Consider the following 19,153-nt stretch of genomic DNA (forward strand, 5'->3'; position numbering starts at 1 on the left):
GGGGTGAGGGGCTCTCTCCGCGAAAACGGTGAGTGCGGGACTCGCGGAGACTCCCCCTCACCCGCCGCGCGTTCCGCGCGTCGGCCTCTCCCCGCAAGCGGGGCGAGGCGAAGGAAACGCCTAGCCTTCCACCCTGAACGTCAGCCCCGCATTGTCCTGCAGCCGCTTGATCAGCTTGTGCTGCATCGCTGCGCCCGGCGTCCAGAAGCCGGCTGCGACATCGCTCGCGTCGCGCAGCAGGCAGATCGCGCATTCGGAGATCATCTTGGAGGTCGAGCCGTAGCCGGGATCGCGGTCACCGGTGACGCCGGCGCGGACCATGCGGCCGTCGGGCGCGATCGCGACATAGAGCAGGTTGAAGAGACCTTTCTCGCGCTCCTCCTTCGACGGCCCCTCGCCCGGCTTCGGCGCATTCGGGCCGGTCTTCTCCGCGTTGGCCGCCATCACGCGCTTGGCGTTCGCCTCGCCCTTCTCGCCGGGGCCGGTCAGGACCATCTCGTCGTAGACGAAGTCCTGGCCGTAGGGAAAGCCCATCAGCATGTTGGAGCGATGGACGTTGCGGGTGTTGATCAGCGCCATCATGAACGGCGCGGCCCAGGATTGCAGGTCCTCCTCATAGACCGCCCTGTTGCCCTTGGGCTGCTTCGGGCCGGTGAAGCCGGGCGTCAGCGCGAAGTGATCGTTGAGGATGGCGACAAGGCTGAGATCCTTGGCGACGGCGTCGAAGGTCGCTTTCGCACTCGCCGCGGTGCCGCCCGACAGCGTGCCGCGCATGTCGCGCACGCGGCCTTTCACGCGGGCCACCGGCGCGCCGAACACACGCTTCGCTTCCTCCTGCACGAAGAACGTCCCGAGCTCGAACGGCACGGAATCATAACCGCAGGAGAACACGATGCGCGCGCCGCTCGCCTTGGCTGCCGCATCGTACTTGTCGATCATCTGCCGCATCCAGACCGGCTCACCGCAGAGATCGAAATAATCCGCACCCGCGGCGACGCAGGCAGCTAACAGGTCCTCGCCATAGAATTGATACGGACCAACCGTCGTGATCACCGACTTGGTCTGCGCCACCATCGCCTTCAGCGAGGCAGCGTCCGACGCATCCGCCACGATCAGCGGCGTGTCGGCGGACGCGCCGATGGCGTCACGCACCGCTTTCAGCTTGTCGAGGCTGCGGCCCGCCATCGCCCATTTGAGCGCCTTGTCGTCCGTGTAATGCGCCGCCAGATATTCGGCGACGAGCTGGCCGGTGAAACCGGTCGCGCCGTAGACGACGATGTCGAATTTCGCAGAGCTCATGACTGGCCTTTACTTCTTCGCGTAGCTCACGCCCATGCCGGCACGGACGTCGCTTTGAATACCATAGGGCGGGATCGGATAGCGCAGGCCGTTCTTGGCCAGCGCCTTCATGCCCTCGATTGCCTTGGCGAGATGCGAAGGTTTCAAGGCCATCAGCATCTCCTCGTCCGGCACGCCGCCATAGCGCCGTTCGGCATAGCATGGCAAGGACAGGCTGGGCTCCCCGGTCTTGAGCGCCCGGCCCCAGGAATCCGCGCAAGCGGTCTCGCCGACCACGCCCCACTCGAATTTCCTGTAGCCGGTATATTGCAGCCCGTTGATCAGGATGATCATTTGTCCCGGCGTCGCGTAGACGAGGCAGATGTCGGGTGGATCGAGCCGGCCGCTGGCGAGCGGACTGACCGCGAGCGCCTGATATTGCCCGAACGGAACCACGTCCAGCGCCTCCTGGCGCTTGCGCGCGTCCTCCGCGGTGCCGTGCCAGACCCCGACATAGTTTTCGCCGGCGAGCCATTTGTCGTCCTGCGGCGCAAGCCCGATCACCGCACGGCACTGCGCGCCGACCAGATCGTCGGCGGTGATGCCGACAGTCCATCCCAGACGCGCGGCCATGCTGACGATCTGGTCGGTGGTGTGGATCGCATTCGGCCGGCGAATCTTCGGGATCGCTTCCATCTCCGCGGCGTGCGCGAACAGCTTCATGCCGATCACATTCGTCTTCACCCGCAGCAGGCTGTTGAGATCGGCAACGAGGCCGGCAAGGTCGATCCTCTCTGCACTCTGCTGCTGCATGGCGTCCTCCCGGCCGGCGATCGCGCCGGTGCTGTGTTCTTGTTTTGCGACCCTAGTCCTTGGTCGGCCCCGGAAGCAACTCGCCGATCCGGCCCATGATGCGGTACGCCAGGAGGCCGATCCATTCGCGCATCGCGACGTCGGTCTTGGCAAGACCCTCGCCGCCGATGCGGGTGAATGCGAAGAGATCCTCACGCCCGCCCATGCGCCAGTCCACGGGATAGGCCTCGACATCGAATCCTGCCTTGCGAAAGATGCCCATCGAGCGCGGCATGTGAAAGGCCGAGGTGACCAGCAGCCAGCGCTCGCCCGGCTTCGGCGACACCAATTGCCTGGTGAAGATCGCGTTCTCCCAGGTGTTGCGGGAGTCGCGCTCGAGGATCAGGCGCTCCTTCGCGATGCCCAGGCTTTCCAGCACCGGCGCGGAGTAGTCGGCCTCCTTGGCCTCGGTCGAGACGAGGTTCGCCGAGCCCCCGGTGAAGACGATGCGCGCGTTTGGATAGCGGCGGGCCAGATCAGCCGGCGCGAACAAGCGGTCGGCTGCGTGCCGAACGACCGGCGTGCGATGCGCCTCCGACAGGTCGGTGTCGACGGAGCCGCCGAGCACGATGATGCCGTCGGGCGCCCCGCGCGAGGGATCCCACGCCGGAAAGCGCGACTCCAGCGGATAAAGCAGGAGATTGCCGAGCGGCGAGAACGCAGCCAGCGCCAGCAGGACCAGTGTTGCCACCGCAAGCTTGCGGCCGAGTGCGGCAAAGCGCGTCAGCATCAACAGCAGCGACAGGATGCCGAGCTCAACCAGGAGATTGATCGGCAGCAGCGCGATGCCGAGGGTCTTGGACAGAACGAAATACAGGGGAGCCTCGCTGAATGATGTTGCCACGCGCGGGCTTGACCGGCCCGTCCATGATCGGAAATCTTCTTGAAAGAGGATCGCTCGCCGGGTCAAGCCCGGGCATGACAAGCAAGAACCGATTGGACGGCCGCAAATGACCCATCATCACCTGCATTCCAGCCCCGAGACCTGTCATTGGGGCTTCTTCGAGGCCGCGCTCAAGCCCGTCCTCACCATCAAGAGCGGCGACGAGGTGACGGTCGACACCATCAGCGGCGGCCCCGACATGCTGCCCGACCGCGACAAGTTTCACATTCCGCCGGAGCTGCTCGAGGTTCATGCCAGGTGCGAGCGCATGCTGCCCGGCCACATCCTCACCGGACCGGTCGCGGTCGAGGGCGCCGAACCCGGCGACGTGCTCGCGATCGAGATTCTTGACGTCCAGCTCCGGCAGGATTGGGGCTACAACCTCATCAGGCCGCTGGCCGGCACCCTGCCCGACGATTTTCACGAGACGCGCATCCTCAACATCCCGCTGGACCGGACGCGGATGGTCGGCCGTCTGCCCTGGGGCCTCGATCTGCCGCTCAAACCATTCTTCGGCGTGATGGGCGTATCGCCGCCACCTAGCTGGGGCCGCATCTCCTCGCTGGTCCCGCGCGCCATGGGCGGCAATCTCGACAACAAGGAGCTTGGTGCGGGCGCGACGCTCTATTTGCCGGTGTTCGTCCCCGGCGCGCTGTTCTCCTGCGGCGACGGCCATGGCGTGCAGGGCGACGGCGAGGTCTGCGTCACCGCGATCGAGACCGCGCTGCAGGGCCGCTTCCGCCTGACGCTGCGCAAGGACCTGCGTTTCAACTATCCGCGGGCCGAGACGGCGACGCACTACATGACCATGGCGATGGATCCCGACCTCGACAGTTGCGTGGTGCGCGCGCTGCGCGACATGATCACCCTGCTCGGTGAGACGCGAAACCTGTCGCGTGAGGACGCTTACACCCTGTGCAGCCTGGCGGCCGATCTGCGGGTGACCCAGACCGTCAACGGCTCCAAGGGCATCCATTGCATGATCGAAAAGGCCATCGTGCACGGCTGAGCCGGCCCGCATCTTCCGACCTTTAGACGCCACGCCGCCGCGCGAGTTTTCGCGCGGCGCGCCGGCGCGTGTCCGATTTCTCAAGTGATTCCAATGCGCTGCACTGCGGCCCGTGACCACATTTGACTTCCACCCCCGAACCTAAATAGAGTCTTAATCGTTACTTTTATGTACCCGAGTAAGAGGCTAGCGTTCGGGCCATGGCCACCGAAAAAGCCGAGACTGACCGCATTCCCGTAACCTTGGCGCTCTCGACCATCACCTATCTGGAGAAACTGGTGAGACAGGGCACCCACGGCACCAGCGTTCCCGGCGTCGCACGTACCTTGATCGAGGAAGGCATCCGTCTCGCCATCAAGGACGGGCTCTTGTCGATTCGCGACAATGGCAGGACGTGAGCGCGCGCAGGACGTGAGGCGGACGGATCTGGACAAGGCGGATGGCCGACATCTGCAACCTGGGACCGTTACCAATGCCTGTTCTCTCACCCACATGGACCGACGAACGAATTGAACTTCTGAAGCAGCACTTCGAGGCCGGCCTCTCCTGCCGCGAGATCGCCGCCGACATCGGCGTCAGCCGCAATGCGGTCATCGGCAAGCTGTCCCGGCTCAATCTGACGCGCAGCCGCGCGGTCGAAGACCGCAGGCTCGAGCGAAGCCTCGCGCCGCCGGCGCGCGCGACACGCGCCGTGCCGCGGCTGCAATATGAGATGCTCGCCACGATCTATGGCGAGACCGACGCGCCTGTCGTCGCCGGTCCCATCGACGAGGCCAATCGCTGCTCGCTGCTGGAATTGTCCGAGAACCGCTGCCGCTGGCCGATCTCGACGCCGGGCGCGGAGGACTTCTGTTTCTGCGGCAATACTGCGCCCGACGGCCAGCCCTATTGCACAGGCCACAGCCGCCTCGCCTACCGGCCGAACTCGCGCGTTCGCATGATGCGCGGTTGACCCCTGTTCTCCAAAAAAGAAAAACCTCCGGCGGGGCATCACCGGAGGTTCCTGGAGGCTTAGCGTGAAGCTAAGAGCCGCAACTTTCGTATTCGGCTGAAAGCTATATAGCTGATTAACTCAGGTAAGTAAATAAGTTTGAGGCGGTCGTATCGCATAGCTCGTCTTCGTCCCTGGCAGAGGCCACCTGATTTTCCGAAATCCCCCTCTTGCGAAAAAGCCCCGGCGGTTTCCCGCCGGGGCTTCATCAAGTCCGATAGACCGGCCTTACCAGTTGCGCTGGGCGCGCAGCAGCAGGCTGTAGGTGTCCTGGTCCTTCAGCTCGTAGGTGGCCGCCGGCTTGGCGACGCCCGTCAGCGCTCCGGTCGTGATCACGCCCGAATACTTCTGGTCGAGATGGCTGTAGGTGAAGTCAGCCGAGAAGGTCAGGTTCTTCACAGGCGTCCAGCGGGTGATGACACCCACCTGGCCGATGTTGAAGTCCGGGTTGCAGGTGCCGGTCAGGGTGGCGAACGCGGCGCTGCCGCAGATCAGGCTCTTCGCCGTACCGCTGTAGTTGACCGCAGCCCACGCGCCGTAGACGGCCGTGTTCCAGAACGGGCTCCAGTTGTGGGTGTAGGCACCACGGAAGCCGTAGGTCTTGGTCAGCTCGAGGCCGCCGCCCGGAGCGAACACCGCGTCAGACACGCCGGCAAAGCCGATGCTCTGATACGCCGCGTTCGAGCTGCCGAACATCGAGTAGCTGGTCGCTGCCAGCTCCTGGAAGTTGTAGCGGCTCGCACCCTCGGTGTAGACGCCCGAGACGTTGATCACGTCGCCGGCACCGGTCGGGATGTTCTTGATCTGCAAGGCGAGCTGAACGGCCCAGCCCCACTTGTCTTCGGGATGGCCGGTGACTTCGGTCGCGCCGTAGTAGCCGACATGGTTGTCGTGCGCGGCCACCGACGCCTGGAACAGGCCCCAGGCCTGATCGACGCGGACCATGCCGACGATATCGGGCGCGCGGCTGCCGCCGATGTCGTTGGAGCCGTAGGCACCACCGAGGACACCCGTGGTGCTCATGCCGGCGGTGTTCCAGATGTTGGTCGTGAAGACCTGCGTCTGGTCCTGCACGGAGAACGCGGCCGTCACGCCCTGACCGAAATCGGCCGTGTAGGTGGCCTGAACGACACCGTTGGTGGTGCCGCTGCCGCCGACCAGCTGGTCGAAGTTGTTGCCGGGATAGTTGATCCAGGGCGCGTCGAACTGCGAGACCGCCTTACCCAGTGTGAAGCCGGCGAACTGGATGAAGGCGTAGTAGACGCCAAGCGCGCCGCCCGAGAGGTTGCCGTCGGTGCCGTTGACGTTGCCGCCGCTCGAGCCCGTAAGGCCGGTACCCGCGGCGTTGAGGCCGATCGTGCCGCTGTACTGGGTCCCGCCCGTGGCCGAACCGGTGCCGCCATAGTTGCCGGTCGTCCAGGTGAAGACAGCGTCGAAATAGGTGCGGACCACGCCGTATTCGGTTGCGGTGCGCGTGTCGATGTTGAGATCTTCACGAGCGCGCATCGAGTAGTAGTTGGTCAGCCGGTTGTTGGCTGCGAACACACCGTTGTACTGGGCGCTGTAGTTGCCGCCGGCATTGAGCGCCACTTCGGCACGCAGATAGCCGCCCAGCTTGATGCAGGTGTCGCTGCCCGGGATGTAGTAGAAACCCGCGCCGTAGAGCGAGCAGATCTTCACGTATTCGACCGCCTTGGCCTTGACCGGAAGATCGGCTGCCTGAGCTCCGCCGACGGCGATCAGACCCGCCGCAGTGCCGAGCAAAAGGCTCTTCACCATTTTCATTTAAAACCTCCAAGTTGTCATTTTACGGAGACTGGACCGTGAGGCCCCCCAGATCCCCGTCTCTTCAAATCCGCTCGGCCGCTTCGCGCTTTCGGACACACCCGCTTTCGACGCGAGGGACGTGAGCGAACCACCTGCAACGGGACGATCGAGTACCCCCCACCGTCATGCGCCAATATGCCTGCGCCATTACACTAATCAAAATAGTTTATTTGATCAGCTTTGTGGTTTCACTAAACCTGTGCCCCGGGCGCAACACCCGGGCCGGGTGAATATGCTGACCGGCTCATCTTTGTAGTTTTAGTGACAAAATTACCCTGCTCTGCACTTGCGTCGGGGCAGGCTTGCGTGGACTATGTCCACCGCACGAACACCGGCCTGAAGAATCATTTCACGGGAGTGATGCTGTGTCCGCGACGAGGAAAGAAGGAGCGCGCCTGCGCTCCATCGGCAATCTGGATATCATCAGGCGCTTCACCTGGGAGATATCCTCGATCAACATGTATCTGGAGGAGTTGCGTCAGTTCTGGGCGAGGACGCTCGGCATCAGCGGCCCGCAATGGTTGATCCTGATGGCGATCTCCGACCTCGACAAGGACGACGGCGTGCCGGTCAACGTGGTCTCCAAGCTGCTCCACGTCGATCCCTCCTTCGTCACCACCCAGTCCAAGCTGCTGGAGAAGAAAGGCCTGCTGCGCCGGCGGCCCTCGCCGACCGACGCCCGGGTCGTGCGGCTGTCCCTGGTCGACAAGACCCAGAAGCACATTGCGAGCCTCAACGAGCAGTACAAGACGATTCGCGAATTCGTCTTCCAGGAGTTCGACGAGAACGAGCTGACGGAATTCACCACCAAGCTGGCGACGCTGAAGACCCGGTTGGAAAAGGCCTGCGTCAGGATCTCGCTCGATTTCTGAGCATGATCCGGAAAAGTGCGCAGCGGTTTTCCGAAAAGATCATGCTCAAATAAACCCAAGCACGCGAGGCCGCGCTCAAATCCCCCGCCCGGTGCCGAGCCGGGTCTCCAGCCAGTCGAAGATGTATTCGTTGGCAAGGCTCGGATTGTCGGCATGGGCCTGCGCGGCGCCGGTCTCCGCTGCGGTGAACACCTTCAGCGCGATGTCGGAGCTGCCGAGCCGGGATTTCTGGACGATCTGACGCGCCCGGTCGGCCTTGAGCCAGCCATCCTCGCCGAGCGTGATCAGCACCGGACAATCGGCGCTGGAGGCCATCAGCGGCGCGTGCGGCACCGGGACGATGCTGAGGTCGCTCATCGCGAATCGGCTGGCGAAGAAGGATCGTTCGTGCAGATCCCACAGGCCGCCGTCGCAGACCGCCGCAGCCAGCCGCGGCTCCTGCAACACCGCGCGCGCCACGAAGGAGGAGCCCCACCCGTCCGCGACGATGGCGACGCGGCCGAAATCGACATCGCCGCGCGTTTCCAGATAATCCATGACGCTCGCAATCGCGCTCTCGAGGTCGCGGCGCTGCAGAAGCGTATCGGTGTAGTCGTCGCGCTGGTCGCCGAGCAGGTCCAGCGCCAGCATCGACAATCCGCGCTCGCGCGCATGCGGCGCGAGCTTGAACAGGAATTCCTCCTTGCGGTGTCCGGGCTCACCGATGCAGATCACGGTCGGCGTCCGCCCTCGTGCAGACGGCGCGGGCAGGAAGTAGCCCTGCAACGCATGATCCTCGACCCAGGGAATCGTCACGACCTCGCCGGCCGGCGCGCGCGCCGTGAGATAGCGGCGGGCGCATTCCTGCATCGCCAGCACCGCGACCCAGCGGCGCTCGTCGGCCGGATCGAGCGGCATCGCCGCCGCACCGTAGTAGTTGAGGGCCCGCAGCCAGTTGCGCTGCGCGGTCGCCATGTGGCCTTCCGCGAACGCGGCCTCGGCACGGTGGCGGTTGGTCCGCGCCAGCTTCTTCCACTCGCGATGCCAGGATTGCTCGTCGCCCCGCTTGAGCTGCCGCGCGATCATCAGGCATTCCGCGATCGTGGCGCCGCCCTCCTGGGCCGCGGTGAGGAGCCGCGTGAATTCAGCGGAGATGTCCTCTCTCTCCGGGCAAAGGGTCCAGTCGTCGGAGAGGCATGCGGGCATCATCGGGAGCTACGCTCTGTCATCGCGTTACCCCTGATTGACTAAACTATTTTGGTTCGCCAACCAAGCTGCCGTGCGCGCCATTACAGGTGTTTGAGATCACCATCGCTTGAACGATGCTTGAACGATGGACCGCGCCCGCATGCGTGACATTCCAATTCGTCATAAGGCTGCGAGCAATGGCAGGAGGTGGCACGTCAAATTGACTGCGCACCTCTTGCCATGACGATCATCATACCCATATGCGCGCGCCGCCGGCAGCCACGGCGACGCAGACTCAACCGAGCCGCCAGCCGACCTCCTGGGTAAAACTTTCGTAGAAGGCGCGATCGTAGGCCTGCTCCGGCGTGGCGCGGACGCGCTCGTCGAGGCGCTTGGCGTCCTCGCCCACGAGGATGCGCCAGCGCTCCGCCTTGACGCCGTCGAGGATGATCTTCGCGGCCTGCGCGGCCGTCGTCGGCGCGTCCTCCAGGAAGCTGCGGGCGCGCTCGGCGAACGCCGCCTGGATGTCCTCGTCCGACATCCTGTCGGCATCCGGCACGCCGGCGGCGACCATGCGCTTGCGGGTCAGCGCGACCTCGTCGGCGTTGAGCCGCTCCGAGCCGTCCGCGCTCTGCACCTTGCGCGAATTGGAGACGATCGAGGTGCCGATATGGCCGGGCATCACCACCGAGCATTTGACGTGCGGGGCATGCAGGCGCAGGTCGTTGATCAGCGCTTCGGTAAATCCCTTCACCGCGAACTTGGCCGAGCTGTAGGCGGTGTGCGCCTGGTTCATGCCGATCGAGGCCCAGAAGCCGTTGACGCTGGCGGTGTTGACGATGTGGGCCTCGTCGGCCGCGACCAGCATCGGCAGGAAGGTGCGCACGCCGAGATAGACCCCGCCCCAGCAGATGTTGAAGGTGCGCTCCCATTGCTCGCGCGTGTTGGTGAACAGGCTGCCGCCGCCACCGATGCCGGCATTGTTGAACAAGAGATGGATCCTGTCGGTCTTCTGCTGCTCGGCGAGCTCGTCGCGGAAGCGCTTGAGATGATCCTCGATCGCGACATCGGCGACATGCGTCGTGACGCGCAGGCCCTGCGGCAGCTTCTCGACTTCGCACAGCCGCCTGGTCTCGGCCATTGCGGCCTCCGACACGTCGCACATCGCGACATTGCAGCCCTCGGCAACGAGCTGCCGCGCGAGCTCGCGCCCCATTCCCGTGCCGCCGCCGGTGATGACCGCGATCTTTCCAGCAAAATCCTTCATGGGACTTTCGGCCCCTCCCCTTGTCGGTATGTTTCTTCAGAGCATGATCCGGAAAAGTGTGAAGCGGTTTTCCGAAGAGATCATGCTCAAACAATAACCTAAAGCGCGATGACGATTTATCCAATCGCATCGCGCTTTTAGCGCTGCGCTGACGCGCGCGAAATGTAGCAGCGCCGCATCCGCAGGTAAAAGCGGATCGGCGCGGCCGTTCGACATCGGTTATTTCGGCCCGCGGACTATTCGGCCGCCGCGATGCGCGCGCCGCTCAGCATGCCGTGAGCCTCGAATGCCTCGCGGGTTGCGGCCTTGCTGCGCGGTGTGAAACGCCTGCATTGGCGCGCATGAATGGTCGCGACCCTTCACCCCACGAGATCGCGCGACAGGAGGCCTGCGGCGCCGCAGGTCCCGAGCTTGTGGACGGCGACACTCCAGTCGCGCACGCGCATACCGCGACGGATCGCGTCGCGCGTGGCGTCGACGATGATGCCGGCGATCACGGGAATACGTCCCTCCACCGCCTCCCCCGTCGCTAGCCGTCGTTCCGGAACGGCGTCGTCATCGGCGGGATCACGCCGGTCCGTCGCACCTTCATGGTCCGCCCTCGCGTTTCCTGTGGTGCTGCGGCAGCCCCGCTCGTTTGACGAGTGCCCGCAACTTCACGAATCGTGTCGGCCGTGCGGGCCTTGTGAAGTGGCTCATACGCGGCGCTGCCCTGACAATCGATCATTCCAGGGTGTTTTGCCGCGGGTTCCCCGTATTTGTCCGGCTTCGGGTTAATGGCAATTTTTTACAATCCGAATCGCCAAATGAAAGGTGGACGCCGGGTCGAGTCGTCCAGGCCAGCGTGTTGTTTGTGTCACAGGCTCTGGCACTCCGCTTGCATCCTCTTCGTGGTCTGAAACTACCGATGAGGTGACTGGAATGTTCGTGACCGTCGTTGCCGTGCTCTGCCGGCTAGGTGCATCTGCCTCGGGCGCTTGCGTCGAGGAAATCGTGACCGACAGCAATATGACGCCCGAAATGTCGATGATGCAGTGTGCGATCGGTGCACAGGCACCGCTGGCGAAGTGGATGGGCGAGCATCCGATCTATCACGCCAACTGGCGCCTCGAGCGCTACAAATGCGTGCCGGGTCACTACGAGATCAAGGGTCACGCCTGAAGGCCCCGCAAGACTACGGATAGCAAGACTACAAGAGGAAACGCCCCGGGGGCCGCCTTGTCCCTCCACGCGGGCACTGCCAGCGCCAGACCGTTCGCGGCAGCGCGCTCTGTGACGATGATCACGTCACACCCTTAAGCCACCTCACGCAAGATGATCGCACGTGCCCGCCGTCCCTCCGGCGTCGGCATCAGCGCATAATTGTGCGGCTGGTCACGCAACAGATGCAGCTCGACCGGCACGCCCACCGCCCTCGCCCGCTCCGCGAGATCGACGCTGTCAGGATAGAGCAGATCGCGCGTGCCTGCGAAGATCGTCATCGGCGCCAGCGCGCGGAAGGCGCCGTTGAGCGGACTGACAAAGGGATGGCCGACATCGAGCTCGCCGGCATAGAGCCGCCCCGCCTCGAGGATCCCCGGAATGTCCTGCATCGGATCGCGCGCAGCGATCGCAACCTGCTCCGGACGGCTGACCGACGCATCGGCAGCGGGCGAGATCAGCACCAGCCGGCTCGGCTGCCGATGACCGCGATCGCGCAGCCACTGGCAGGCCGCGAGCGCGAGCCCCGCGCCGGCCGAATTGCCGACCACCGTGACTTTGGCCGGTCCTGCGTCTTCCAGCAGCATGCGTAGCAACTCAGCTGTCGCCGGCACGACATCCTTCGCGGTCGCGCGCGGCGCCAGCGGATAGATCGGCACGACGCAGCACACACGCGCCTTGCGCGTCATCTGTCCGACGAAGCGCCAATGCGCCGGCACGATCTCGTTGATGAAGCCGCCGCCATGCAGGAACATGACGTAGTTGCAGCCCTCATGTCCCGACGACGGCGTGGTGTAGTAGACCGGCCAGCCGCCCATCTTCGTCAGCGTTGCCTCGACGCCGCGGCCGAGCCCGGTCGGCTCGAACGTTACAGGCTCCAACGCGAGCTTCTGCACATGCGCCTGCACGGCCTCGGCCGATGCAAGCTGCTTCTTGAATGGAAGAAGGCGCAGCAGCAGGTTGAAGGCGCGGCTTTGCAGGCTTGGCGCTGGATCGCGCCGGGCCGGTGGACCGAACACGCAACCGCCCGGGCAGAACTGAAATGCCGACACAAGTCTGGCAACGCTCATGGCCACATCCCCATCTGGCTCTTTCGAAACGGCGACAAGAGGCTTGCCGACCCGCCGCCACTTGCCGATATAATGCGAGCATTCGCTCGCTTTTCCTACTCGCATTCAGATCACAAGGCCGTGGCCCGCAAATCGCACACAAAACCCCGGAAAAATGCCTCGCAGGAGCGATCCCGCGCCACCGTCGACGCGCTGGTCGAGGCAACTGCTCGCATTCTGGTCAAGGAAGGCTTCGAGAAAGCCAGCACCAACCGCATCGCCGAAGTGGCCGGCGTCAGCGTCGGCTCGCTCTACCAATACTTCCCGAGCAAGGAGGCCCTCGTCGCCGCCGTGATCGAGCGTCACAACGAGGAGATCATGGGCATCGTCCGCACAGCACTGACGGAGGTCGCCGACATGCCGATCGACAAGGCCGTGCGAAAACTCGTCACCGTCGCGATCGAAGCCCACCGCATCAACCCGAAACTACATCGGGTGCTCGCCGAGCAGATCCCCCGCACCGGCCAGCTCAAGGACGTCGAAGCCTTCAACCGCGAGGTCCACACCTTGGTGCGCACCTATCTCGAAAGCCGCCGCAAGGAGATGCGCAAGATCGATCCGGGGCTGGCGACGTTCATCTGCGTCAGCGCGATCGAATCCGTCGCGCACAACACCGTGCTGAACCACGCCGAGATGCTGACGGAGAAGATGGTGAAGACGCTGGTGGACGAGACGACGCGGATGGTGGTGGGGTATTTGAGGTAGGTAGCCCTTACAGATAGAACGATGTGGGCGCGCCTGCACTCTAGCCCCACCTTTTCAGCAAGGCCTGGCTCCCGCTATGACTGGAAAACATTCCGGCGAGGCTTGCGCGACCGATTGCCGGAGGTCCCTATCATTCCGAGGGCACGATCTGCTCCAAACGTCAAAAATGATAGTTCACGCCGACTCGGGCGACATGGAAATCCGCCCGGCCGAAATTTGCGGTGTATCTGGACAGGTTCGGACCGATGCTCGTTGCGAGTGCGTTGACTGCCACCGACGATTTGCCGAGGTCAACGTAGAGATATTCGGCCTTGAAGCTCCAACGAGGCGCAAAGCGCCATTCGCCGCCTCCACCGACCGTCCAGCCAGCCTGAATGCGGGAATCGGTCCCCGTGAAGCAAATCAATCCGATCGTACAGCTGAATGAAGTGCCGGCGACGGAGACACTGAAAGCGCCACCCGGTCCGTTCACGATGTAGTCGTCAAATGTCGCTACTCGACCAAAAGCAAAGCCGCCGGTCCCATACAAAAGAACGCTAGGCGTGACCAGCGCCCCCAGACGCCCACGAATGCTCCCCCACCAGTCAATCTTTTGCTCAGCCGAGATGGTCTGTGCGAAAGCTGGGGGTAGAATCGGCGTTGTTTCACGACCGCCGCCGCGCAAGCTGGATGCGCTCAAGTCACCTTCTACGCCGACCAGCCATTTGCTATCGAGTTGCCAATTGTAGCCCGCTTGCAGCCCTCCCGTTACACCACTCATCGAAAAATCGTGAGGGCTGGGAGCAACCTGCCCCGCAAACGCAGGCGCAATCGGAACTCCAGGATTGAAGATGAAAGCGGAGGCCGCGTCACTCGTGAAATTCACGGACCGGTCTGCCCATGCGCCGCCAACGTTGCCGCCAGCGTAAAATCCCGTCCAGCGTGGACTGGAGTCAGCCGGGCGCACTTTCGTGAAAAGTGCAGGGCTTTGATCAGCAGCTTCCGCCCCCGACGCGACACTCGCCAAGACTGCTACAGCAGCCAGTACTCTTCTCACGGGACGCCCCCTCCGCGATTCCAAAGTGCCCGAAATTCTTAAATCATGTTGACGCTGCACGCTGTGACGCGAGGGCAACACTTGCGGGACGTTGCAAAATCAACCGCAAACGGCCGGCCCGCGGTAAACCGACGGCCCGGAAAGGAATTTGATTCTTGAGGAATTTGGTCGGAGCGAGAGGATTTGAACCTCCGACCCCTAGTCTCCCAGACTAGTGCGCTAACCGGGCTGCGCCACGCTCCGAACGTCGTTCCATTAGCTAGGATCGCCGCTTTGCGCAAGGCGAGCGACACCATTTTGGTATCCCGCGCCCATCTCTCCCGAAACTGGCCACAAAGCCGGGCGGACCGCCCTACCCGTCCTTCAGCGCCTGATCCAGCATCTCCCGGCAGGCGACGAGGTCGGCAAGGGCCCGCCCGAGGCGCTCCCGGTCCAGCGCGCTGGGGCCGGCGGGCGCGGCGGCCGTGCCGCCCTTGCGGAAGGTGGTGAGAATCTCCTCGTCGTCGACCTCGGTGAAGCGGAAGTCGATGCCTTCCTCCTCATTCCCCTGGTAGTCGTCATCGTCGGCGTCAGCGATGCCCTTGATGGGCCCCTCGTCGTCGGGCTCGATCAGGCTCGCGCCGATGGCGTCCTCGATCGCCCCGAACGAGACCGCGGCCGCGCCGTCGGCGAGGCCCTGCACCGATTTGACGCCGTGCTCCTTGAGAATCCGCTGCACCCCGCGGATGGTGTAGCCCTCCCCGTAGAGCAGCCGGCGGATGCCCTTGAGCAGGTCGACGTCATCGGGGCGGTAATAGCGGCGGCCGCCGCTGCGCTTCATCGGCTTGATCTGGGAGAAGCGGGTCTCCCAGAACCGCAGCACGTGCTGCGGAATGTCGAGTTCCTGCGCTACTTCGCTGATGGTTCGGAACGCATCCGGCGCCTTGTCCAAATGCCAATCCTTATCCGTTGGGCGGTTACGCCTCGGGTTGAACCTTGCTGCCGTCGCCGTTGGTGCGGTGCTGGGCATTGATCCGCTGCTTCAGGATCGCCGACGGCTTGAACACCATGACGCGGCGCGGCGAGATCGGCACCTCGGTGCCGGTCTTCGGATTGCGGCCGATACGCTGGCCCTTCTTGCGCACCATGAAGGAACCGAACGAGGACAGCTTCACCGTCTCGCCCTTCTCCAGGCAATCGGTGATCTCCTTCAGCACGAGTTCCACGAACGCGGACGACTCCGTCCGCGACAGGCCCACCTTCTGGTAGACAGCTTCGCAGAGATCGACACGCGTTACGGTTTTACTTTGATCGGTCATCGCCCTGCCCCACATCACGGCGAACAATTGTTGTCTGAAATTATGAGGTTACGATACGGCGGTCAACAGCGCTCATCAATGCAGACGCATCGATAATCGCGGCTGATTCCGGCAAAATTTTATCGACTGTGGCGCTACCAGCGCACCAGCGCCGAGCCCCAGGTGAAACCGCCGCCCATCGCTTCCAAGAGGACCAGGTCGCCCTTCTTGATGCGGCCGTCCTTGCGCGCCACCGCCAGCGCCAGCGGGATCGAGGCGGCCGAGGTGTTGCCGTGACGGTCCACCGTCAGCACCACCTTCTCCGGCGCGATATGCAGCTTGTGCGCGGACGCGTCGATGATTCGCTTGTTGGCCTGGTGCGGCACGAACCAGTTGATGCTGTCGGCATTGAGCCCGGTCGCCTCAAAGGCGTCGACGATCACGTCGGTGATCATGCCGACCGCATGCTTGAAGACCTCGCGGCCCTCCATGCGCAGATGCCCGACGGTCTGGGTCGAGGATGGTCCGCCGTCGACGAACAGTTTTGCCTTGTGGCGGCCGTCGGAGCGCAAGTGAGTGGTGACGATGCCGCGGTCGGTCGCGGCATTGCCCGGCTGCTCCTGCGCCTCCAGCACCACCGCGCCGGCACCGTCGCCGAACAGCACGCAGGTGCCGCGGTCGTTCCAGTCGAGGATGCGCGAGAAGGTCTCGGCGCCGATCACCAGCGCCCGCTTGTAGGCGCCGGTGCGCAGGAAATTGTCGGCGGTCGCGAGCGCGAACACGAAGCCCGAGCACACCGCCTGAAGATCGAAGGCCGCGCCGTGGTTGATACCAAGGCCGTGCTGCACGGCGACCGCCGTTGCGGGGAAGGTGTTGTCCGGCGTCGAGGTCGCCAGCACGATCAGCTCGATCGACTGCGCGTCCACGCCGGCATCGGTGAGCGCCGCCTGTGCCGCCTTGATCGCGAGGTGCGAGGTGAACTCGCCCTCGGCCGCAATGTGCCGCTCGCGAATGCCGGTGCGCTGGACGATCCACTCGTCGGAGGTGTCGATACGCGCCGCCAATTGGGCGTTGGTCACCACCTGCTCCGGCAGGTAGGAGCCGCAGCCGAGCACGACCGAACGAATTTGAGTCACGAAACAGCCTCCTGCGCGGCCTGCACGGAACTGAGTGCACCACCTTCGCGGTTGAGCATCTGATTGATCTTGTTCAGGAGATCGTAGTGAGCCATCTCATAGCCAACATCGATCGCATAGGCAAAGCCTTCGGCGCTGGTTCCGCCATGGCTTTTAACCACCAGTCCGTTGAGCCCCAGGAACACGCCGCCATTGGACTTGTTGGGGTCCATCTTGTCCCGCAGGGCCTGGAAGGCGCTGCGCGCAAACAGATAGCCGAGCTTGGACGGCCAGCTCCGCTGCATCTCGTTACGGAGTAATTCGGCCATCTGCCGGGCGGTTCCCTCGGCGGCCTTCAGGGCAATATTGCCGCTGAAACCTTCGGTCACGACGACGTCGGCCAGCCCCTTGCCGATGCCGTCGCCCTCGACGAAGCCGATATAGTCGAGTTCCGGCAGATTTCTGGCACGCAGGATTTCCCCGGCCTCACGGATCTCCTCGTGCCCCTTGATCTCCTCGGTTCCGATATTGAGGAGCCCGACCGTGGGGCGTTTCTTGTCGAACAGCACGCTCGCCATCGCCGCGCCCATGAGCGCGAGCGCCACCAGATGGTGCGCGTCGCCGCCGATGGTGGCGCCGAGGTCGAGCACGACGGACTCGCCGCGCCTGGTCGGCCATATCCCCGTGATCGCCGGGCGGTCGATGCCCGGCAGCGTGCGCAGATGAAAGCGCGACATCGCCATCAGCGCGCCGGTATTGCCGGCGGAGACTGCAACATCCGCCTCGCCCTTCTTCACCGCGTCGATGGCCAGCCACATCGAGGAGGTCTTGCGGCCGCGCCGCAGCGCCTGGCTCGGCTTGTCGTGCATGCTGACGGCGACATCGGTATGGACGATCTTCGAGGCGGCCTTGAGCTGGGGATGCTTCTCGAGCTCGGGCTCGATCTTGGCCCGGTCCCCGACCAGCAGGAACTCGGTGTCGCGATGCCTGCCAAGCGAGATGGCGGCGCCTGGAATGACCACGGCGGCGCCGTCGTCGCCCCCCATGGCGTCAAGCGCGATACGAACCTTGCTGGGCATGAAAGTCCTGGAAACCTGGTCTGGTTGCGGTCTTGAACGAGCGGGGCCCGCAAATGGGTTCGCCATGAACATGGCGGCCGGCCAAGCGCCACGCCGCACCCGGACCGGGGCGCGACAATAGCGTTTTGTTACTCCGAAACAACCTCTTGCCCCCAGCCTTTTGCATTCGGGGCGATCCGGCGGCGGACCGGCGAATTCGCTGGAAACACATAGAAATCAAATAGATAAATCAGACTTTCAAACCACCGCCACAGACGCCTCGAGCGCCGTGGCCAGCGGTCTTACGGGGAATCGGCAGCTACTGGTCCTTTTTGTTGTCCTGAAGCGCCTTCAGCGCCGCGAACGGATGGTCCTCCGGGTCGGGGGCGGTGACCTCCGCCTCGAATACGGCCCCCTCCTTGCGCGGATAGGGATCGATCGCCAGGAACAAGGCATCGGTGGCGAGCCGGCCGAGGTCGATGACGCCGTTGAGAATGGCCTCCGGCGGATCAACCACCTCCGGCGGCTCCTCGTCGTCCTGCCGCTCCTCGATCAGGTCGGACAGGCGCCGCGCCTCGGCCTCGGGGGCGAATGTCAGGTCCACCTCCTCGTCGATCTCGCTCTCGATCGGATCGAGCGTGACCACGCAGGTCTGGCCGACCCGGGCGCGGACATGCCCCGTGACCTGGACCCGGCTGCCGCTCTTCGGCACGACGTCGAAGCTGGCGTGAGCGGACAGGATCTCCCGGACGCCGGCGACATCCGCCATGGCCTGCCGCTCGGCCGCCGATGCCTCGAGCTCGCGATGCAGGCCGGTGTCGGGAATCTGCGCAACGATGACGGGCGCCCGCCAGGGATCTGGCGAGGATGTCCTGTTGGGTCGGCTCATGGCGTGACACCCTCCCTGAACGCCGGGGGAAAACTGAAGGACGCACCAAGCAGTGCGGCCTCGCTGGTCCGGCCGAGATCGACCTCGGTCGCCCTCGCATAGGCCGCGAGCTGCCGAGCGTGGTCCATGCCGGCGCCATTCAAGATATTCTTGCAGATCGCCGCCGCCAGCGCCTCGCCCCCGCCGTCCATGGCCTGGTCATACGCCTGGACGCGGCCGTAGAAGGCCTCGCCGAAGGCCCGCATCCGCTTCGGCACGGTCTGGTCGCCCACGCCCATCTCGCGCAGATTGTCATCCATGTCCTCGCAGAAGCGGTCGAACAGCGCCTGCGACAGCTCCGTGGCGCCTCTAGCGCCTCCCTGAACCGTGCGCAGGCGGCGCAAGAGCAGCCACAGATGCAGCAGCAACAGGTCGAAACGCCCGTTAACCGTATCAGGCACGCCCAAGTCGCGGTAAAATATGGGTTCTCGCGCCTGCGTCACGATCATGCCATAGATGGCTTCAATGGTGCCCGGCGGGGCTAGCCGGGGTTTCCTGAAGTGATTGAACGGCCAAAGCATTGTGGTTTCCGCAAGCGGGCGCGCGCGTGTTGCATTCAGAGCCTCCGCCCGGTACTTC

Annotated in this window: 21 protein-coding genes, 1 tRNA gene and 1 pseudogene; 6 read left to right on the forward strand and 17 right to left on the reverse strand. The window is 64.2% G+C overall.

Going from position 1 to position 19,153, the window contains the following annotated elements; genetic code table 11:
* Positions 1–120: 120 nt before the first annotated feature.
* The 3 genes from JQ592_RS07265 to JQ592_RS07275 are packed head-to-tail and all read right to left on the reverse strand — an operon-like array spanning position 121 to position 2,911.
* On the reverse strand, positions 121–1,299 hold the full coding sequence (locus JQ592_RS07265) for a saccharopine dehydrogenase family protein (protein ID WP_211402191.1): 1,179 nt from the start codon (positions 1,297–1,299) through the stop codon (positions 121–123).
* A gap of 9 nt (positions 1,300–1,308) precedes the next feature.
* Positions 1,309–2,091 (reverse strand): DUF169 domain-containing protein, encoded by a 783-nt coding sequence (locus JQ592_RS07270; RefSeq protein WP_211402192.1) that lies wholly within the window; start codon positions 2,089–2,091, stop codon positions 1,309–1,311.
* A gap of 52 nt (positions 2,092–2,143) precedes the next feature.
* The gene (locus JQ592_RS07275; RefSeq protein WP_211402531.1) at positions 2,144–2,911 is read right to left on the reverse strand and encodes a YdcF family protein; all 768 of its coding nucleotides are present in this window, start codon (positions 2,909–2,911) and stop codon (positions 2,144–2,146) included.
* A 169-nt stretch (positions 2,912–3,080) separates the two neighbouring features.
* Here JQ592_RS07275 and JQ592_RS07280 point away from each other — a divergent pair, with 169 nt between their 5' ends.
* From JQ592_RS07280 to JQ592_RS07290, 3 genes are all read left to right on the forward strand, one after another.
* Positions 3,081–4,022 carry an acetamidase/formamidase family protein gene (locus tag JQ592_RS07280; RefSeq protein WP_211402193.1) on the forward strand — a complete coding sequence of 314 codons (942 nt, stop codon included), beginning with the start codon at positions 3,081–3,083 and terminating at the stop codon, positions 4,020–4,022.
* 200 nt (positions 4,023–4,222) lie between these two features.
* Entirely contained in the window at positions 4,223–4,420 is a 198-nt protein-coding gene (locus JQ592_RS07285; RefSeq protein ID WP_007603456.1) for a hypothetical protein, read from the forward strand.
* A 74-nt stretch (positions 4,421–4,494) separates the two neighbouring features.
* Positions 4,495–4,974, forward strand: coding sequence for a GcrA family cell cycle regulator (locus tag JQ592_RS07290; protein ID WP_211402194.1), 480 nt, complete (start codon positions 4,495–4,497; stop codon positions 4,972–4,974).
* Positions 4,975–5,241: 267 nt separating this feature from the next.
* Here JQ592_RS07290 and JQ592_RS07295 read toward each other — a convergent pair whose 3' ends face one another.
* Positions 5,242–6,798, reverse strand: coding sequence for a porin (locus JQ592_RS07295; protein ID WP_211402195.1), 1,557 nt, complete (start codon positions 6,796–6,798; stop codon positions 5,242–5,244).
* Positions 6,799–7,205: 407 nt separating this feature from the next.
* Here JQ592_RS07295 and JQ592_RS07300 point away from each other — a divergent pair, with 407 nt between their 5' ends.
* Positions 7,206–7,712: a MarR family winged helix-turn-helix transcriptional regulator gene (locus tag JQ592_RS07300; protein WP_026311904.1), complete on the forward strand. Its 507-nt coding sequence runs from the start codon at positions 7,206–7,208 to the stop codon at positions 7,710–7,712.
* A 75-nt stretch (positions 7,713–7,787) separates the two neighbouring features.
* On the opposite strand, the gene JQ592_RS07305 is transcribed toward JQ592_RS07300, so the two are convergent.
* The 4 genes and pseudogenes from JQ592_RS07305 to JQ592_RS38735 all read right to left on the reverse strand — a co-directional run.
* On the reverse strand, positions 7,788–8,900 hold the full coding sequence (locus JQ592_RS07305; RefSeq protein ID WP_211402196.1) for an alpha/beta hydrolase family protein: 1,113 nt from the start codon (positions 8,898–8,900) through the stop codon (positions 7,788–7,790).
* Positions 8,901–9,174: 274 nt separating this feature from the next.
* A complete protein-coding gene (locus JQ592_RS07310) occupies positions 9,175–10,146 on the reverse strand; it encodes an SDR family NAD(P)-dependent oxidoreductase (RefSeq protein ID WP_211402197.1) in 972 nt (323 codons plus the stop codon).
* A gap of 36 nt (positions 10,147–10,182) precedes the next feature.
* Positions 10,183–10,362, reverse strand: coding sequence for a hypothetical protein (locus JQ592_RS07315; protein ID WP_211402198.1), 180 nt, complete (start codon positions 10,360–10,362; stop codon positions 10,183–10,185).
* Positions 10,363–10,565: 203 nt separating this feature from the next.
* Positions 10,566–10,738: pseudogene (locus JQ592_RS38735) on the reverse strand (dihydrodipicolinate synthase family protein); the annotation flags it as partial.
* Between the two features lie 329 nt (positions 10,739–11,067).
* Here JQ592_RS38735 and JQ592_RS07325 point away from each other — a divergent pair.
* Positions 11,068–11,307 (forward strand): hypothetical protein, encoded by a 240-nt coding sequence (locus tag JQ592_RS07325; RefSeq protein ID WP_027547402.1) that lies wholly within the window; start codon positions 11,068–11,070, stop codon positions 11,305–11,307.
* A gap of 134 nt (positions 11,308–11,441) precedes the next feature.
* Here JQ592_RS07325 and JQ592_RS07330 read toward each other — a convergent pair whose 3' ends face one another.
* On the reverse strand, positions 11,442–12,227 hold the full coding sequence (locus JQ592_RS07330; protein WP_246820211.1) for an alpha/beta fold hydrolase: 786 nt from the start codon (positions 12,225–12,227) through the stop codon (positions 11,442–11,444).
* A gap of 15 nt (positions 12,228–12,242) precedes the next feature.
* Here JQ592_RS07330 and JQ592_RS07335 point away from each other — a divergent pair, with 15 nt between their 5' ends.
* On the forward strand, positions 12,243–13,160 hold the full coding sequence (locus JQ592_RS07335; protein WP_246820213.1) for a TetR/AcrR family transcriptional regulator: 918 nt from the start codon (positions 12,243–12,245) through the stop codon (positions 13,158–13,160).
* A 160-nt stretch (positions 13,161–13,320) separates the two neighbouring features.
* On the opposite strand, the gene JQ592_RS07340 is transcribed toward JQ592_RS07335, so the two are convergent.
* From JQ592_RS07340 to JQ592_RS07375, 8 genes are all read right to left on the reverse strand, one after another.
* The gene (locus tag JQ592_RS07340; protein ID WP_349630447.1) at positions 13,321–14,277 is read right to left on the reverse strand and encodes an outer membrane protein; all 957 of its coding nucleotides are present in this window, start codon (positions 14,275–14,277) and stop codon (positions 13,321–13,323) included.
* Between the two features lie 84 nt (positions 14,278–14,361).
* A tRNA-Pro gene (locus JQ592_RS07345) sits at positions 14,362–14,439 on the reverse strand.
* 109 nt (positions 14,440–14,548) lie between these two features.
* Complete coding sequence (locus tag JQ592_RS07350; RefSeq protein ID WP_211402202.1) at positions 14,549–15,127, reverse strand: MerR family transcriptional regulator; 579 nt, start codon at positions 15,125–15,127, stop codon at positions 14,549–14,551.
* Positions 15,128–15,152: 25 nt separating this feature from the next.
* Positions 15,153–15,494, reverse strand: a complete 342-nt coding sequence (locus JQ592_RS07355) for an integration host factor subunit alpha (RefSeq protein WP_026311906.1) — start codon at positions 15,492–15,494, stop codon at positions 15,153–15,155.
* A 134-nt stretch (positions 15,495–15,628) separates the two neighbouring features.
* On the reverse strand, positions 15,629–16,609 hold the full coding sequence (locus tag JQ592_RS07360) for a beta-ketoacyl-ACP synthase III (protein WP_211402203.1): 981 nt from the start codon (positions 16,607–16,609) through the stop codon (positions 15,629–15,631).
* Entirely contained in the window at positions 16,606–17,667 is a 1,062-nt protein-coding gene (plsX, locus tag JQ592_RS07365) for a phosphate acyltransferase PlsX (protein WP_211402204.1), read from the reverse strand. Before plsX ends, JQ592_RS07360 begins: the two co-directional genes overlap by 4 nt.
* Before the next feature lie 298 nt (positions 17,668–17,965).
* Positions 17,966–18,535: a YceD family protein gene (locus JQ592_RS07370; RefSeq protein WP_211402205.1), complete on the reverse strand. Its 570-nt coding sequence runs from the start codon at positions 18,533–18,535 to the stop codon at positions 17,966–17,968.
* A complete protein-coding gene (locus tag JQ592_RS07375; RefSeq protein ID WP_211402206.1) occupies positions 18,532–19,095 on the reverse strand; it encodes a ubiquinol-cytochrome C chaperone family protein in 564 nt (187 codons plus the stop codon). The genes JQ592_RS07370 and JQ592_RS07375 overlap by 4 nt, the downstream gene beginning before the upstream one ends.
* Between the last annotated feature and the right edge of the window lie 58 nt (positions 19,096–19,153).

Source organism: Bradyrhizobium iriomotense, assembly GCF_018129405.1.
Classification (GTDB): domain Bacteria; phylum Pseudomonadota; class Alphaproteobacteria; order Rhizobiales; family Xanthobacteraceae; genus Bradyrhizobium; species Bradyrhizobium iriomotense_B.

What these genes read in the sequence shown, in the direction of transcription:
- JQ592_RS07265 (WP_211402191.1), bottom strand. Translation starts at nt 1,299, where the DNA reads ATGAGCTCTGCGAAATTCGACATCGTCGTCTACGGCGCGACCGGTTTC.
- JQ592_RS07270 (WP_211402192.1), bottom strand. Translation starts at nt 2,091, where the DNA reads ATGCAGCAGCAGAGTGCAGAGAGGATCGACCTTGCCGGCCTCGTTGCC.
- JQ592_RS07280 (WP_211402193.1), top strand. Translation starts at nt 3,081, where the DNA reads ATGACCCATCATCACCTGCATTCCAGCCCCGAGACCTGTCATTGGGGC.
- JQ592_RS07285 (WP_007603456.1), top strand. Translation starts at nt 4,223, where the DNA reads ATGGCCACCGAAAAAGCCGAGACTGACCGCATTCCCGTAACCTTGGCG.
- JQ592_RS07290 (WP_211402194.1), top strand. Translation starts at nt 4,495, where the DNA reads ATGCCTGTTCTCTCACCCACATGGACCGACGAACGAATTGAACTTCTG.
- JQ592_RS07295 (WP_211402195.1), bottom strand. Translation starts at nt 6,798, where the DNA reads ATGAAAATGGTGAAGAGCCTTTTGCTCGGCACTGCGGCGGGTCTGATC.
- JQ592_RS07305 (WP_211402196.1), bottom strand. Translation starts at nt 8,900, where the DNA reads ATGATGCCCGCATGCCTCTCCGACGACTGGACCCTTTGCCCGGAGAGA.
- JQ592_RS07310 (WP_211402197.1), bottom strand. Translation starts at nt 10,146, where the DNA reads ATGAAGGATTTTGCTGGAAAGATCGCGGTCATCACCGGCGGCGGCACG.
- JQ592_RS07315 (WP_211402198.1), bottom strand. Translation starts at nt 10,362, where the DNA reads ATGTCGAACGGCCGCGCCGATCCGCTTTTACCTGCGGATGCGGCGCTG.
- JQ592_RS07325 (WP_027547402.1), top strand. Translation starts at nt 11,068, where the DNA reads ATGTTCGTGACCGTCGTTGCCGTGCTCTGCCGGCTAGGTGCATCTGCC.
- JQ592_RS07335 (WP_246820213.1), top strand. Translation starts at nt 12,243, where the DNA reads ATGCGCCTGCACGGCCTCGGCCGATGCAAGCTGCTTCTTGAATGGAAG.
- JQ592_RS07355 (WP_026311906.1), bottom strand. Translation starts at nt 15,494, where the DNA reads ATGACCGATCAAAGTAAAACCGTAACGCGTGTCGATCTCTGCGAAGCT.
- plsX (WP_211402204.1), bottom strand. Translation starts at nt 17,667, where the DNA reads ATGCCCAGCAAGGTTCGTATCGCGCTTGACGCCATGGGGGGCGACGAC.
- JQ592_RS07370 (WP_211402205.1), bottom strand. Translation starts at nt 18,535, where the DNA reads ATGAGCCGACCCAACAGGACATCCTCGCCAGATCCCTGGCGGGCGCCC.
- JQ592_RS07375 (WP_211402206.1), bottom strand. Translation starts at nt 19,095, where the DNA reads ATGCTTTGGCCGTTCAATCACTTCAGGAAACCCCGGCTAGCCCCGCCG.